11 protein-coding genes and 1 pseudogene are annotated in these 15,059 nt (G+C 40.0%); 10 read left to right on the forward strand and 2 right to left on the reverse strand.

Features of this window, described 5'->3' with window-relative positions; all coding sequences use genetic code 11:
• The first annotated feature begins 17 nt into the window (after positions 1-17).
• From sufC to sufB, 5 genes are read left to right on the forward strand one after another with little or no spacing between them, the layout of a single operon-like run.
• Positions 18-788, forward strand: a complete 771-nt coding sequence (gene sufC, locus J5M87_RS01810) for a Fe-S cluster assembly ATPase SufC (RefSeq protein ID WP_154609075.1) — start codon at positions 18-20, stop codon at positions 786-788.
• A 29-nt stretch (positions 789-817) separates the two neighbouring features.
• Positions 818-2,080, forward strand: coding sequence for a Fe-S cluster assembly protein SufD (gene sufD, locus J5M87_RS01815; RefSeq protein WP_154609076.1), 1,263 nt, complete (start codon positions 818-820; stop codon positions 2,078-2,080).
• Positions 2,081-2,085: 5 nt separating this feature from the next.
• Positions 2,086-3,315, forward strand: a complete 1,230-nt coding sequence (locus J5M87_RS01820; protein ID WP_154609077.1) for a cysteine desulfurase — start codon at positions 2,086-2,088, stop codon at positions 3,313-3,315.
• Positions 3,302-3,736 carry a Fe-S cluster assembly sulfur transfer protein SufU gene (gene sufU / locus J5M87_RS01825; RefSeq protein WP_154609078.1) on the forward strand — a complete coding sequence of 145 codons (435 nt, stop codon included), beginning with the start codon at positions 3,302-3,304 and terminating at the stop codon, positions 3,734-3,736. Before J5M87_RS01820 ends, sufU begins: the two co-directional genes overlap by 14 nt.
• Before the next feature lie 30 nt (positions 3,737-3,766).
• Positions 3,767-5,179, forward strand: a complete 1,413-nt coding sequence (sufB, locus tag J5M87_RS01830; protein ID WP_154632455.1) for a Fe-S cluster assembly protein SufB — start codon at positions 3,767-3,769, stop codon at positions 5,177-5,179.
• 628 nt (positions 5,180-5,807) lie between these two features.
• Here the strand turns inward: sufB and pbp3 are convergent.
• Positions 5,808-7,040 (reverse strand): D-alanyl-D-alanine carboxypeptidase PBP3, encoded by a 1,233-nt coding sequence (pbp3, locus tag J5M87_RS01835; protein ID WP_154609080.1) that lies wholly within the window; start codon positions 7,038-7,040, stop codon positions 5,808-5,810.
• A gap of 208 nt (positions 7,041-7,248) precedes the next feature.
• Between pbp3 and J5M87_RS01840 the strand changes: the two genes are divergently transcribed.
• From J5M87_RS01840 to J5M87_RS01860, 5 genes are all read left to right on the forward strand, one after another.
• Positions 7,249-9,033: an oligopeptide ABC transporter substrate-binding protein gene (locus J5M87_RS01840; protein WP_154609081.1), complete on the forward strand. Its 1,785-nt coding sequence runs from the start codon at positions 7,249-7,251 to the stop codon at positions 9,031-9,033.
• 250 nt (positions 9,034-9,283) lie between these two features.
• Positions 9,284-10,285 (forward strand): ABC transporter ATP-binding protein, encoded by a 1,002-nt coding sequence (locus J5M87_RS01845; RefSeq protein ID WP_160463312.1) that lies wholly within the window; start codon positions 9,284-9,286, stop codon positions 10,283-10,285.
• Positions 10,285-11,229, forward strand: a complete 945-nt coding sequence (locus tag J5M87_RS01850) for an ATP-binding cassette domain-containing protein (protein WP_154609082.1) — start codon at positions 10,285-10,287, stop codon at positions 11,227-11,229. Before J5M87_RS01845 ends, J5M87_RS01850 begins: the two co-directional genes overlap by 1 nt.
• A 2-nt stretch (positions 11,230-11,231) precedes the next feature.
• Complete coding sequence (gene opp4B, locus J5M87_RS01855) at positions 11,232-12,188, forward strand: oligopeptide ABC transporter permease (RefSeq protein WP_154609083.1); 957 nt, start codon at positions 11,232-11,234, stop codon at positions 12,186-12,188.
• A 12-nt stretch (positions 12,189-12,200) separates the two neighbouring features.
• Complete coding sequence (locus J5M87_RS01860; protein ID WP_160463311.1) at positions 12,201-13,103, forward strand: ABC transporter permease; 903 nt, start codon at positions 12,201-12,203, stop codon at positions 13,101-13,103.
• Positions 13,104-13,200: 97 nt separating this feature from the next.
• Here the strand turns inward: J5M87_RS01860 and J5M87_RS01865 are convergent.
• Positions 13,201-14,494: pseudogene (locus J5M87_RS01865) on the reverse strand (ISL3 family transposase).
• Positions 14,495-15,059 lie beyond the last annotated feature (565 nt).

Consider the following 15,059-nt stretch of genomic DNA (forward strand, 5'->3'; position numbering starts at 1 on the left):
ACTAAATGGAGGTATCTATGTCGGTATTAGAAATCAAAGATTTGCATGTGGCAATCGAAGGAAAGGAAATTTTAAAAGGAGTTAACTTGACCTTGAAAACAGGGGAAATTGCTGCCATTATGGGACCAAATGGAACAGGGAAATCAACCCTTTCAGCAGCGATTATGGGAAATCCTAACTATGAAGTTACTCAGGGTGAAGTCTTGTTCGATGGTGTGAATGTCTTGGAATTAGAGGTCGATGAGCGTGCTCGTATGGGACTCTTCCTTGCTATGCAATACCCGAGTGAAATCCCAGGCATTACCAATGCAGAATTTCTACGTGCTGCAATGAATGCTGGAAAAGAAGAGGATGAGAAAATTTCTGTCCGTGATTTCATTACGAAACTCGATGAGAAAATGGAATTGCTCAACATGAAAGAAGAAATGGCAGAGCGCTACCTCAATGAAGGCTTCTCTGGTGGTGAGAAAAAGCGCAATGAAATTCTACAACTCTTGATGTTGGAGCCAACCTTTGCTCTTCTTGATGAAATTGACTCAGGTCTTGACATCGATGCCCTTAAAGTTGTTTCAAAAGGGGTCAATGCCATGCGTGGAGAAGGATTTGGTGCCATGATTATTACCCACTACCAACGGTTATTAAACTACATTACACCAGATGTGGTTCATATTATGATGGAAGGACGCGTGGTTCTATCAGGCGGTCCAGAACTTGCTATCCGTCTTGAAAAAGAAGGCTATGCAAAAATTGCTGAAGAACTAGGCTTGACTTACGAAGAGGAAGTTTAAGGCGAAACTTGTTCAGAAAGGAGAAAATAATGACCAAAGAAGCCATTAAACTGTTTTCACAAGCACACGCAGAACCAGCTTGGTTGAGGAATCTTCGTCAAGCAGCTTTTGAAAAAATAGACACATTAGATTTACCAAAGATTGAACGAGTGAAATTCCACCGTTGGAACCTTGGAGATGGTAGAATCACAGAATCAGAAGCAACTAGCAATGTTCCTGATTTTACAGCTTTGGGAGATAATCCTAAGCTAGTTCAAGTGGGAACTCAGACCGTTTTTGAGCAATTGTCTCCGGAATTGGCAGAGGCAGGTGTGATTTTTACAGATTTTTACACAGCTTTGGAAGAAATCCCAGAGATACTAGAGCAGTATTTCAATAAGACAGTAGCCTATGATGAGGATAAACTTGCTGCCTACCATAGCGCTTATTTCAATAGCGGAGCGGTCTTGTATGTCCCTGATAATGTTGAAATCAAGGTGCCAGTCGAAGGTATTTTTTACCAAGATAGTACAAGCGATGTTCCATTTAACAAACATATCCTTGTGATTACTGGTAAACATACCAAATTAAACTACCTAGAACGATTTGAAAGTATTGGAGATGGTGGTGAAAAAGCAACAGCTAATATCACGGTAGAAGTCATTGCAGGAGCTGGAAGTCAGATTAAATTTGCGGCGATTGATCGTTTGGGACAAGGTGTTACAACCTACCTTCGCCGTCGCGCATCGCTAGGTAATCAGGCAAGTATTGATTGGGCAATCGGTGTGATGAATGAGGGCAACGTTGTAGCTGATTTTGATAGTAATTTGTTTGGCGATGGTAGCCATGCAGATATGAAAGTCGTAGCTCTCTCAAGTGGCAAGCAAGTACAGGGGATTGATACTCGTGTGACGAACTATGGTCGCCATTCAATCGGAAATATCCTCCAGCATGGAGTTATTTTAGAAAAAGGAACGCTGACCTTTAATGGAATTGGACACATTATTAAAGGTGCTAAGGGAGCAGATGCCCAACAAGAAAGCCGCGTCTTGATGTTGTCAGATAAAGCGCGAAGTGATGCCAATCCTATTCTTTTAATTGATGAAAATGATGTAACGGCTGGACACGCAGCTTCTATTGGTCAGGTTGATCCTGAAGACATGTATTACCTCATGAGTCGCGGTTTGGACAAGGCAACAGCAGAGCGCTTGGTTGTACGTGGTTTCCTAGGAGCAGTTATTACGGAAATTCCAGTTAAAGAAGTCCGCAATGAAATGATTGACGGAATTGAAGAAAAGTTAAGTAAGAGGTAAGAGAGATGTCAGTAGATAGCCATGCTCTCAAAAAAGAGTTTCCAATCCTAGACCAGTTGGTCCATGATGAGCCCTTGGTCTATCTAGACAATGCCGCAACGACGCAGAAACCCCAAGTTGTTTTAGAAGAAATCCTAAACTATTACCAGACGGATAATGCCAATGTTCACAGAGGCGTGCATACCTTAGCGGAACGAGCGACTAGCCGCTATGAGGCGGCGCGTGAGCGTGTGCGACAATTTATCCGTGCCAAATCAACAAAAGAAGTGCTCTTTACAAGGGGGACTACGACTAGTCTCAATTGGGTGGCACATTTTGCAGCCCAAATCTTGCAACCAGAGGACGAGGTTTTGATTTCCATTATGGAACACCATGCCAATATTATCCCTTGGCAAGAAGCTTGTCGAAAGACGGGAGCAAAGTTGGTCTATGTCTACCTGAAAGACGGGCTCTTAGATATGGAGGATTTGCAGTCCAAACTATCACCAAAAACAAGATTTGTCTCTTTGGCCCATGTCTCCAATGTCTTAGGAACAATCAATCCAATCAAAGAAATTACTCGATTGGCGCACGAAGTTGATGCCATTATGGTAGTAGATGGAGCCCAGTCCATTCTACACATGGCTATTGATGTATTGGATTTAGATGTGGATTTCTTTGCTTTTTCAGGCCATAAGATGCTAGGTCCGACAGGGATTGGTGTTCTCTATGGGAAGGAAAAATGGCTATCTCAAATGAATCCAGTAGAATTTGGCGGTGAAATGATTGACTTTGTTTATGAGCAATCTGCTACGTGGAAGGAATTACCTTGGAAATTCGAAGCTGGTACGCCAAATATGGCAGGAGCAATTGGATTGGCTAAGGCAATCGACTATCTGGAAGAAGTGGGGATGGAGGACATTGCAGCTCACGAAGCAGACTTGCTAGCCTATGTTTTTCCAAAATTACAGGCCATGGAGGGGATTGAAATCTATGGTCCAGCAGACTTGGCAAAACGTTCAGGTGTCATCTCGTTTAATATAAAGGGATTGCATCCGCATGATGTAGCAACGGCACTGGACTATGAAGGAGTAGCTGTGCGAGCAGGTCATCATTGTGCTCAACCGCTTCTAGCTTATTTGGGTGTGCAGTCAACGGTTCGTGCTAGTTTTTCTCTTTATAATACCAAGGAAGACTGCGATCGATTGCTTGAAGCACTAGAGAAGACAAAGGAGTTTTTCAATGGCACTTTCTAAATTAGAAAGCCTCTATATGGCTGTGGTAGCAGACCATTCCAAACATCCTCATCATCAAGGAGAAATTGCTGGAGCTCATCAGGTGGATTTGAACAATCCTACTTGTGGAGATGTTATCCATCTGTCGCTGCAATTAGATGAAACTGGTGAAACCATTCAAGATATTGCCTTTGTCAATGCGGGTTGCACCATCTCAACCGCTTCAGCTAGCATGATGACAGATCTAGTATTAGGAAAAACAAAGGCAGAAGTGCTGGAATTAGCACAGGTCTTTTCTGAGATGGTTCAAGGAGAGACAGATGCGCGACAAAAAGAATTGGGGGATGCTGCTTTTCTAGCAGGTGTTGCTAAATTTCCACAGCGAGTAAAATGTGCGACCTTGGCCTGGAATGCGCTAAAAAAAGGCTTAAATGAAGAGTAGAAAAATCTCAAAGAAATAGAGGAGGAAAGAATGACAGAGGAAAGAGTAGAACCAAAACCGATTGACCTCGGTGAATACAAATTCGGTTTTCATGATGATGTAGAGCCTATTATGTCAACCGGAAAAGGATTGAACGAAGACGTAATTCGAGCCTTATCTGCAGCGAAAAACGAGCCAGAATGGATGTTAGAATTTCGGTTAAAATCGTATGAGGCTTTCAAAAAAATGCCCCTTGAAACGTGGGGAGCAGACTTGTCTGAGATTGATTTTGATGACTTGATTTACTACCAAAAGGCATCTGACAAACCAGCTCGTTCATGGGATGATGTGCCTGAGAAAATAAAGGAAACCTTTGAACGCATCGGAATTCCAGAAGCAGAACGTGCTTATCTTGCAGGTGCTGCTGCTCAGTACGAATCAGAAGTGGTTTACCACAATATGAAAGAAGAATTTGAGAAGCTGGGCATTATCTTTACAGATACCGACTCAGCTTTGAAAGAATACCCTGATTTGTTCAAGCAGTATTTTGCCAAATTAGTGCCACCAACCGATAATAAATTGGCTGCTCTCAATAGTGCAGTATGGTCTGGAGGCACCTTTATCTATGTGCCAAAAGGTGTAAAATGTGATATTCCTTTGCAGACCTATTTCCGAATCAATAACGAAAGTACCGGACAGTTTGAGCGGACCCTCATCATTGTAGATGAGGGTGCAAGTGTGCATTACGTTGAAGGGTGTACAGCGCCGACCTATTCAAGTGACAGTTTGCATGCGGCAATTGTTGAAATCTTTGCCCTTGACGGAGCTTACATGCGCTATACGACGATTCAGAACTGGTCGGATAATGTCTACAATCTTGTTACCAAACGTGCTCGTGCGATGAAAGATGCGACAGTGGAGTGGATTGATGGCAACCTGGGAGCTAAAACCACCATGAAATACCCGTCTGTCTACTTGGACGGTGAAGGAGCGCGTGGGACCATGCTGTCTATCGCTTTTGCCAATACGGGACAACACCAAGATACAGGTGCCAAGATGATCCATAATGTGCCGCATACTAGCTCATCAATTGTGTCCAAATCGATTGCTAAAGGTGGCGGAGCGGTAAACTACCGTGGACAAGTCACTTTTGCCCGGAATTCTAAAAAATCAGTCAGCCACATCGAGTGTGACACTATTATCATGGATGATATTTCAAAATCAGATACCATTCCCTTCAATGAAATCCACAATTCGCAAGTGGCCTTGGAGCACGAGGCTAAAGTGTCTAAGATTTCTGAAGAACAGCTCTACTACCTCATGAGCCGCGGTCTGTCAGAAGGTGAAGCTACAGAGATGATTGTCATGGGATTTGTTGAACCATTTACCAAAGAACTTCCAATGGAATACGCAGTCGAACTCAACCGCTTGATTGCTTATGAAATGGAAGGTTCAGTCGGCTAATATACCGAGGAGTGAAATAAAAATCGTCATTTCGAAGAAATCGATTATCCTCACTCCTTTATTTCTAGGTTTGGTCTAAAATAATTCACTGGATTATTTTACTCTCACCCCGACAATCCTCACTTTTGAATTTTTAGGCTCAGGTATCAATCGTCACTCCCCTGACTATTGATATAAGTCAAACTGTTAAATCTATAAAAGAAGCGAGGCTGGACATTTTTGTCTTAGCCTCGTGATATTGCCGACAGAAGTTAGAAATGAGGAAATACTGTGATTTTTCATGTTCTTAAGTTAACAAAAAAAGGAAATCGCGAGAGATTTCCTCAGCTTGAAGAAAAAGTCTTTTTATTGCCACCATCCTCATGTGCTTTCGGACATCAGCGACTTCCTTCGGAATTCCATGATTCATCTTCGAGTCTAAGGTCTCGAAGATGCCGAGTGACAGAAAACGTTCATTTAATAACGTTTTCTGTCACTTTTAGCACGGCGGAGGTGGCGGTATTGTGCTCGCTACGCTCGCAAATTTTCTAACCTTAAAACTACAGAAAATTAAATATCATTGTAATGTTTTTCTGAATTGTGAGGTTTGTCTACGTTCTGAGGAAATCGCGAGAGATTTCCTTTTTTATTATAACTTCTCATTCACATACCTCACAAAGTGGTTCCACCAAGAAAATGGCCAGTTTGCAGTAGCAGTATCTTTAGCAGCAACTAGTTCAATGCTCGGTTGCTCGTCAATGTAGCCGTGTCCGATTAAATCAGTGTCGTTTAAGGTTAGTGTTCCAAGGACTGTCCCCTTGCTAAGAGGTGCATCAAGTACAGTATCAAGTCCGTTTGTTTTTGCAGTGGTCTCTTTCTTATAACGATTTCGTTTTGCAACCATGAGATCTTGCTTGGCTACAGCAGGAATGGTTGATTTTTTTCCATTGAATACCCTGACTTTGCTATCTTGATACGCTTGCCCAGCTTCAACGATAGGAGTCCATGTGAAATATTGATAGGCATAGTTCATCAGATTGGTTGTTTCGAGAAAACGTTTCTCGGGATAGAGGTCTCCTTCTTTTGTATGTAAGACAACGGTAATAACGCGCATGCCATTTTCTAAACTTGTTGCTACCATAGAGGTTCCAGAAGCAGTCTTGAGTCCGTCCAATCCACTTCTTTCATAAATTCCCCCTTTTAACATGGGATTTGTACCATAGTAAGTGGTTCCATTCATTGAAAAGTGAGATTGAGAAGTAACCTTCAAAACTTGCGGATAATCTAAGATTAGATGGCGGGCGATGATAGCAACATCGATTGCAGATAGGCGATTTTCGATGGGTTCTTTTTCTTCGGAAGTTTGCTTGTCCTCTAGCATATCTTTGCTTAAACCAGTAGAGTTCAGAATAGTGGCATCTGAAATCCCCCAAGATGTCAGTTTTTCTTTCATCAAATCAACAAAAGTAGCTTCGCTACCTGCTACTTGTTCTGCAAGAGCGATAGTTGCACTGTTTGCAGAAGCAATCAAGGAGGCGTAAATCAATTCTTGGACCGGATATGAACGTTTGTCTAGAGGAATATTTGTCACAGGTGATGTAATGGTCAAGTTATAGGCATAATCAGAAATAGGAACTGGGGTATCAAGTGTTAATTTTCCTTGTTCAATTGCTTCGTAGACTAGATAAATAGTCAATAAATTGGTAATTGAACCAATGCTAGTTGGTGTAGTTGCCTCTTGTTCATAGAGAATTTTTCCAGTTGTTGCTTCAACTGCAATAGAGTGCTCTGCTTCTGTACGATATTTCTCTGTTGCATGGACAGAGAAATATGGTAGCAATAGCATTACAACAAAGAACAAGAATAGGAAATGTTTTTTCATATTAAGGAATACCTCATTCTATCATTGGGATTATTATACCATAAAAGCAGAAGACGCAGAATTAAAAATAGCATGAAAATAGTCTGAAAATAATGAAAATTATTTCTTTTGCAAAATTTTCTAACAAATCCCTTTTTTTCTAACAAATTTATGGTATAATATCTCTCATAGACTTGCAAAGTCTTTATTACAAAAAAAGAGGTGTTTTATGAAGAAGTCGACAAAAATGCTCACTCTTGCGGGTGTGACATTATTATCAGTTGCAACACTTGCAGCTTGTGGTTCAAAAAGCTCATCTAGCAAAGATGCGGCTACATCAAACTTAACATTTCCAACAGAAGTGACCCATGATGGTACTGCGATTAAAGGTGGACAATTGAATTATGCTATTGTATCTCCAGCAGCAGCTACGGGTCTGTTGATTGATGAATTGGCAGATAATGCGCTTGACCTTGCCTTTGCTGGTATGGTTGATGAGAGCATGTTTGGCTATGATGGCAACCGGAAACTTAACGATTCAGGTCTTGCGAAGGTAGATTTTGATGTTGAAGCGAAGAAATTGACGGTTAGCTTGACTGGTAAAGACTACAAGTGGTCTGATGGGGAGCCATTTACAATTGACGACTATATCTTCACCATTGAAAAGATGGCTGATAAAGATTATGAAGGTGTCCGTTTTGACGACTCGTATACAAACATCGTCGGAATGGAAGAGTTTGTAGATGGAAAAGCAGACAAAATTTCAGGTATTGAAAAGGTTGATGACTACACTGCTGTTCTTACTGTAAAAGAAATGAATCCTTCTATGCAGTATGCAGGTGGTACTGTGCCACACTTTGTCATGCCAAAACACATCTATAAAGATATTGCAGTAAAAGACTGGGCGACAAGCGAATACTCACGTACAGCTAAAACAGTTGGTTTGGGTAAATTTAAAATCAAAGATATTGTCAACGGTGAATCGATTACTTATGTGCCAAATGAACACTACTTCAAGGGCAAACCAAAAGTTGATACATTAAAAGTGGACATTGTTTCACCAGATACCATTGTATCAGAAATGAAAGCTGGTCATTATGATATTGCGGAAATGCCTGAAGATCAACTTGATTCTTACAAGGATTTGAAAAACATCACACTTGTCGGAGAAGTTTCTAGTTCTTATGAATACCTATCATTTAACTTTGGTACCTATGACAAAGAAGCTCAGAAGAGTGTTACAAATCCAAATGCTAAGATGAGTGATGTGAAATTGCGTCAGGCAATGGGATATGCTCTTGACACCAAGACAGCGGGAGAAAAACTTTACAATGGCTTGTATCACCCAGCAAACTCTCTTCTCATCTCATTCTTTGCTGACTTGCATGATTCAGAATTAGAAGGTTACACATACAATCCAGAAAAAGCAAAACAATTACTTGATGAAGCTGGATATAAAGACGTAGATGGAGATGGTATCCGTGAAGATAAGGATGGTAAACCATTCAAGATTAGTCTTGCAGCACGTAAACGGACAGAAACAAACGAATCCCTCGTACAACAGTACATTGCTTGGTGGAAAGAAGTCGGCTTGAACGTTGAACTTTACACAGGACGTACAATCGAGTTGAACTCATTCTACGATATGCTTAAGGCAAACGATGCGAATATTGATGCTTATCTAGCTGGATTTGGTACTGGTTATGATCCGCTTCCTAAAGTATGGGGACCAACGAATGCATTTAACATGTCTCGTTATGTATCAGATGAAAATACAAAACTACTCGAAGCAATGGCTTCAGTTGAATCGTTCGACGAGAAGAAAAATCTTGAAAACTACAAGAAATGGCAAGAAAATGCCTTCAAGGAAGCATTTGCAATTCCATTGTTTGAATCAGAAACGATTACCGCAATTAACAAACGTGTGAAATACTACGATACTTATAAAGGTTCAGATACTAAATCAGCAATTGAACAAATTGAGTTGACTGCTGATAAAGGTATCGCTGAGTAAGATAGGATATTGAAAATCTCTCATGACGAATTGGTTATAGATAGATTTGGAAAAGCCAACTCAGTTGGCTTTTTCCAATTATTGGTGTAAAAAATCGTAACATGATATGAGATGATTTGATCATTTAGAAAGAATTTTCGCCGAACCTCCTGCTGAAATAGTTGGCAGAGGAGGGTGATTTATGATAGAATAGTATAAATATTCTATTTTTATTGAGAGGCAGCTTAGCTGATGACGAAGGAGGAAAAGCGTGACAAATGCAAAACCGCTTTTAGAGATTAAGGACCTACACGTCGGTTTCCGTATTGGCGATGAATTTTATGATGCCGTTGATGGTGTGTCAATTAATCTACAAAAAAATGAAATTTTAGCAATTGTAGGAGAATCTGGTTGTGGAAAATCCACTTTGGCAACCACTATTATGGGACTTCACAATCCATTGAATACAAAAATTAATGGGCAAATTCAATACCAAGATAAGGAATTGGTTGGAATGAGTGAAGCGAATTACAATAAGATTCGTGGAAATGACATCGGAATGATTTTTCAGGATCCATTGGCTTCTTTAAATCCATTAATGACCATCGGTGCCCAAATTGATGAAGCCTTGTATTACCATACGGATATGAACGCAGAACAGCGGACAGCTCGTGTCTTGGAATTATTGGAACAAGTAGGAATTCCAAATCCAAAACGAACTTTTAAGCAGTATCCGCACGAACTATCAGGCGGAATGCGCCAACGGATTGTGATTGCGATTGCCTTGTCATGTAAACCGCCGATTATTATTGCAGATGAGCCAACGACTGCCTTAGATGTGACGATTCAAGCACAAATTTTGGATTTATTAAATGAAATCCAAGCAGAAACTGGGTCAGGAATTATCTTAATCACGCACGATTTGGGTGTCGTAGCAGAAACAGCAGACCGTGTAGCGGTTATGTACGGTGGACAATTCGTAGAAGTTGCGCCAGTTGAAGAATTATTTACTAATCCAAAACATCCTTATACACGCTCATTGCTGAAGTCAAATCCACAATCGAGTGATGAGGGTGGTGACTTGCACGTTATTGACGGGGCAGTTCCTCCATTGACGAAAATGCTTCGTACTGGTTGTCGATTTGCACCACGTATTCCTTGGATTAGTTCAGAAGCTCATGAAGAAAATCCAACAATGCATGAAGTAGGACCAAACCACTTTGTTCGTTGTACTTGCCATGAGACATTCTATTTTGAGGAGGAAGCGAACTAATGGGATTTATTGAAGTAAAAGATTTAAAAGTTCATTACCCTATCCGTAGTGGCTTCTTTAACCGTGTAACAGACCATGTTTATGCCGTGGATGGTGTAAATCTTGAATTTGAAGAAGGAAAAACCTACGGACTTGTAGGAGAATCTGGTTCAGGGAAATCGACAATCGGGAAGACGATTATTGGTTTGGAGCGTTCAACTACGGGGCAGATTATTTATGAAGGCCAAGATGTGACCAACAAACCACGCCGTAAAAAAGGAAACTTTAACCGAGATGTTCAAATGATTTTCCAAGATTCTCTCTCTAGTTTCAATCCGAAAAAGCGGATTTTGGATATCATTGCCGAGCCTATTCGCAATTTTGACCGTCTGTCACCAGATGAAGAAAAGAAGAGAGTTCTTCAATTGTTGGATACGATTGGGTTAACAGAAGAAGCTCTGGTAAAATACCCGCATGAATTTTCAGGTGGACAACGTCAACGGATTGGTGTCGCACGTGCCTTAGCAAGTAATCCTCGTTTGATTATTGCAGATGAGCCGGTATCTGCCTTGGACTTGTCTGTGCAAGCGCAAGTGTTGAACTATATGAAACGCATTCAAGACGAGTACAAGTTGAGCTATCTGTTTATTTCGCATGACCTTGGAGTTGTTCAACACATGTGTGATGAGCTCTATATCATGTATCGTGGACGCTTTGTAGAGACTGGAAACAAAGAAGATATTTATAACAATCCACAGCATATCTATACAAAACGCCTATTATCTGCTATCCCAAGTATCGATCCACTCAATCGCAAGGAAAATAAGCAGCGCCGCTTAGCGTCAGAAGCAGAATATCAGGAAAAACAAAGTATTTTCTACGATGAAAATGGTCGTGTATTTGATTTAACAAATTTCTCAGCAACTCATCGTGTTGCTTTGCCAGCTGTGAAAGGAGGTAACTAAGCATGTGGAAAACAATATTACGGCGCTTACTACTCATGGTGCCTCAAATTATCATTCTTAGTGTTATTGCCTTCGCCTTTGCTAAGTTGATGCCAGGAGATCCATTTACAGGTCAAATTGATCCAAGTATTGACCCAGCAGCAATTGAAAGATTGCGTATCCAGTACGGTTACTATGACCCAATTCACATCCAATATTTCAGATGGGTTGGTAATATCTTACATGGAGATTTTGGTCAGAGTGTTTTCTTTAAACAACCAGTTATGACCATTATCGGCCAACGGCTAAGTAATACAATCTGGTTATCTCTATTGACCATGGTGATTACCTATTTGATTGCCTTGCCACTTGGTATGATTGCGGGACGTTATCAAAATTCTGTAGCAGATAAAGTTATCAATGTTTACAATTTCTTGACTTTTTCAACACCAACATTTATCTTTGCTATTCTTCTATTATGGTTGTTTGGCTTTTCACTTGGCTGGTTCCCAACGCGTGGAACAGTAGCTTCTGGTTTGACAGGTTTGGCAGCAATCTTTAGTCGTTTGCACCACATGATTTTGCCGGCCTTGACATTAGCCATTTTATCAACAACGAGTACGATTCAGTATCTCAGAACGGGTATCATTGATGCGAAAAACCAAGACTATGTCCGTACAGCTCGTGCCAAAGGTGTACCAGAAAAAGTGGTATATAACCGTCACATTTTCCGTAACTCAATCTTGCCGATTGCGGCTTTCTTGGGATATGAATTAACAGGGCTAATTGGTGGTTCTATCTTTGTTGAAAATATTTTCACTTATCCTGGTATGGGACAACTCTTTATTTCATCACTTTCAGGTCGTGATTACAGTGTCATTTTAGCCCTCTTGCTCATGTTTGGTTTTGGAACCTTACTAGGGACCTTGCTATCTGATATTATCATGAGTATTGTAGACCCACGAATTCGGATTAAGTAGAGGAGGAGAAACGTGAGTAAAGATAAAAAATTAGATAAAAACACGGCATCTACTCCTCCAGGGGGATTACGTGTTATTGCTAGAGAATTTGCAAAAGATAAAGTAGCTTTGGTTTCGCTATTTCTATTAGTAGCTATCTTAGTTGGAGTATTTGTCGGGGCGATTCTTCTTAATCAAGAAGAAGTAATGAAAGTAAACCTGCTTGGACGCTACCTAGAGCCGGGAATAGATGGTCATATCTTAGGAACGGACGAGGGTGGCAAAGACATTTTTGGTCAACTGATTATCGGGGCTCGTAATTCGATTGTGATTGGATTCTCTATTACCATTATTACAAGTATTGTTGGAGTTTCACTTGGTATCGTTGCTGGTTACTACGGTGGACGCTTCGATGGTTTCCTGATGCGAATTGTTGACTTTATCTTGATTTTGCCAAGTTTGATGATGATTATTGTATTTGTTACAGTTGTTAAAAACTATACAATCTATCACTTTATCTTCATTATGAGTTTGTTTGCTTGGACATATAAGGCAAGGCTCTTCAGAACAAGAACTCTATCTGAAGCAAGCTTAGACTACGTAAGCGCATCAAAAACCTTGGGAACAAGTGATTTCATGATTATGTTCCGTGAGATTTTGCCAAACCTTAGTTCGTTGATTATTGTTAACCTTACATTGAACTTTGCAGGAAATATCGGGATTGAAACTTCCCTTACTTACTTAGGTTTTGGTCTTCCTGCAACTGTACCAAGTTTGGGAACCTTAATTTCAAATGCTCGAAATGCAGATATCTTGGAAAACAAAACTTGGATTTGGCTACCAGCTGCAGTCTTTATCTTAGTGATGATGTTATGTATTAACTATATTGGACAGGCCTTCCAACGCGCTGCTGATGCAAAACAACGTCTAGGATAGTCAATACACAAAATTAAAAAGTAAGAGAACACACTAAGTAACATTGCTGTTCCCTTTCTTTTTGGCCCTTTGTCAACTGTAGTGGGTAGATGAAAAACTAACATCTAGAGAGGACCATCTTGGTCTTCTCTTTTTTGATGTTGATGGCAATCAAAATCCGCTTTTTGAAGTTTTCAAAGTTCCGAAATCCAAAGGCATTACGCTTGATGACTTTGATGATGTTATTTGTAGCCTCCAGTTTGGCGTTTGATGTCCTTGATGAGATTGTTGGTTGCTTCGAGTTTATGGCTTGAATAAGGACATTCAAGTGTATTGGTAACGTGACGTATTGTCTGTATTTGAGAAAGGTTGTAAAGACTGTTTTGAAAGTAGTATTCACAGTAGGTAAATAGTCCTTTATCAGTTCGAAAAATTTTTCGCTGTTCTTCTGCTGAAAATGGAAAAGCAAGAGCTGATACATGTCATAATAGTACCTCAGTTCTTGTGACAAGTCTAAAGTCTTTTGCACTACTTCTCTAGGAGTTACTGTTTGTCTAAATGTTCGAGAATAAAAGAGTTTGTTAGAGAGTTTCCGACTGTCCTTTTGGAGGATTCTCCAATGCTGTTTCATAGCTCGATAAAGGAGAGAGTGCTTGTCAAAGTTCTTCATAATGGCAATCCGAGTGGCTATCATGGCTCGGTTAAGGTGCTGAATGATATGAAAACGATTGAGGACAATCTTAGCTTTCGGGAATAAGAATTTAATGATAGGAATGTAGTTTCCAAACAGATTTACGGTGATGACTCTGACGTTTTCCCTCACCTCTCTGGGGTATTTGAGGAAGTAGTTTTTAATGGTTGTTTGGCGATTATTCTCAAGAATGGTGATAATGTTTTTGGTTTGAAAATAAAGGCAAGTTTTCCCTTATTTCGAGAGAATTCATCCCAAGAGATGATTTCAGGCAATCGTGTGAAGTGCTCCTTGAAGGAGAATTGAGTCAGTTTTCTCTGAACGGTAGAGACAGAGACGTGTAGTCTTCTAGCAATAGCTGAATTTGTCAGTTTTTCCGTGTGTAGTTGTGTGATTTTATCCCAGACAGGTTGAGAACTTTGATGCTGTTTTTTAACGAGAGGGGTTTGCGCTACGGATACACGTAGACAGGAATTACATTTAAAGCGACGTTTTCTAAGTTTTAGAAGTGTAGGAAAACCTTGAATATCAAGAATAGGAATAGAGGATTCTTGTTGAAAATCATACTTTATCATTTTTCCTTGGCAGTGAGGACAAGGAAGAGACGGATAATCCAAGGTTGCTTGAAGGAGGATATAGGATTGAGTTTGTAAGCGGAAGTGATGGTGATATTTTTATCTTTTATTCCGATAAGATTTGTGGTGTTATTAAGTGGTTCCATATGATTCTTTCTAATGTGAGTTTCGTCGCTTTTCATTATAAATTATATGGGACTTTTTTCTATACTGAAAAAGCCCTGTCATCTCCTCAGTGGCACTTACCAACTACAGAAATTATAGAGCCTGCTTTTTTTTGTTTTGAAATTTTCAAAATGACAAAATTCAAAACGTTTCACTTAATGACTTTGATGAGATCTTAACCATTACATAATCTGATAAGTGAAGCACCTCCGAAGTCTACGCAACAGTCAGGCCTTGGAGGTGCTAATTGCTTAGGATAATGAAAAAAAGTGCATTATTTTCTTGACAATAAGGTATAGAATATAGTATATTAGATTAGCTGAAAAGAACAGCGATAGGTATATAGTGCTCTTGCCGAAAAGAAAAAATTGAAAAAAAGATAAAAAAGTTTCAAAAAGGTGTTGACAAGAGGAACAAGAAGTGATATACTGATATAGTTGTCGCTTGAGAGAGCGGCAAACAAGACCTTTGAAAATTAAAGAAGACGAACCAAACGTGCAGGGTGGTTTATGGAGACATAAACCGTCAATGAACAAAAAGAACATA

This window comes from Streptococcus sp. zg-86 (assembly GCF_017639855.1).
Classification (GTDB): Bacteria; Bacillota; Bacilli; order Lactobacillales; family Streptococcaceae; genus Streptococcus; species Streptococcus zhangguiae.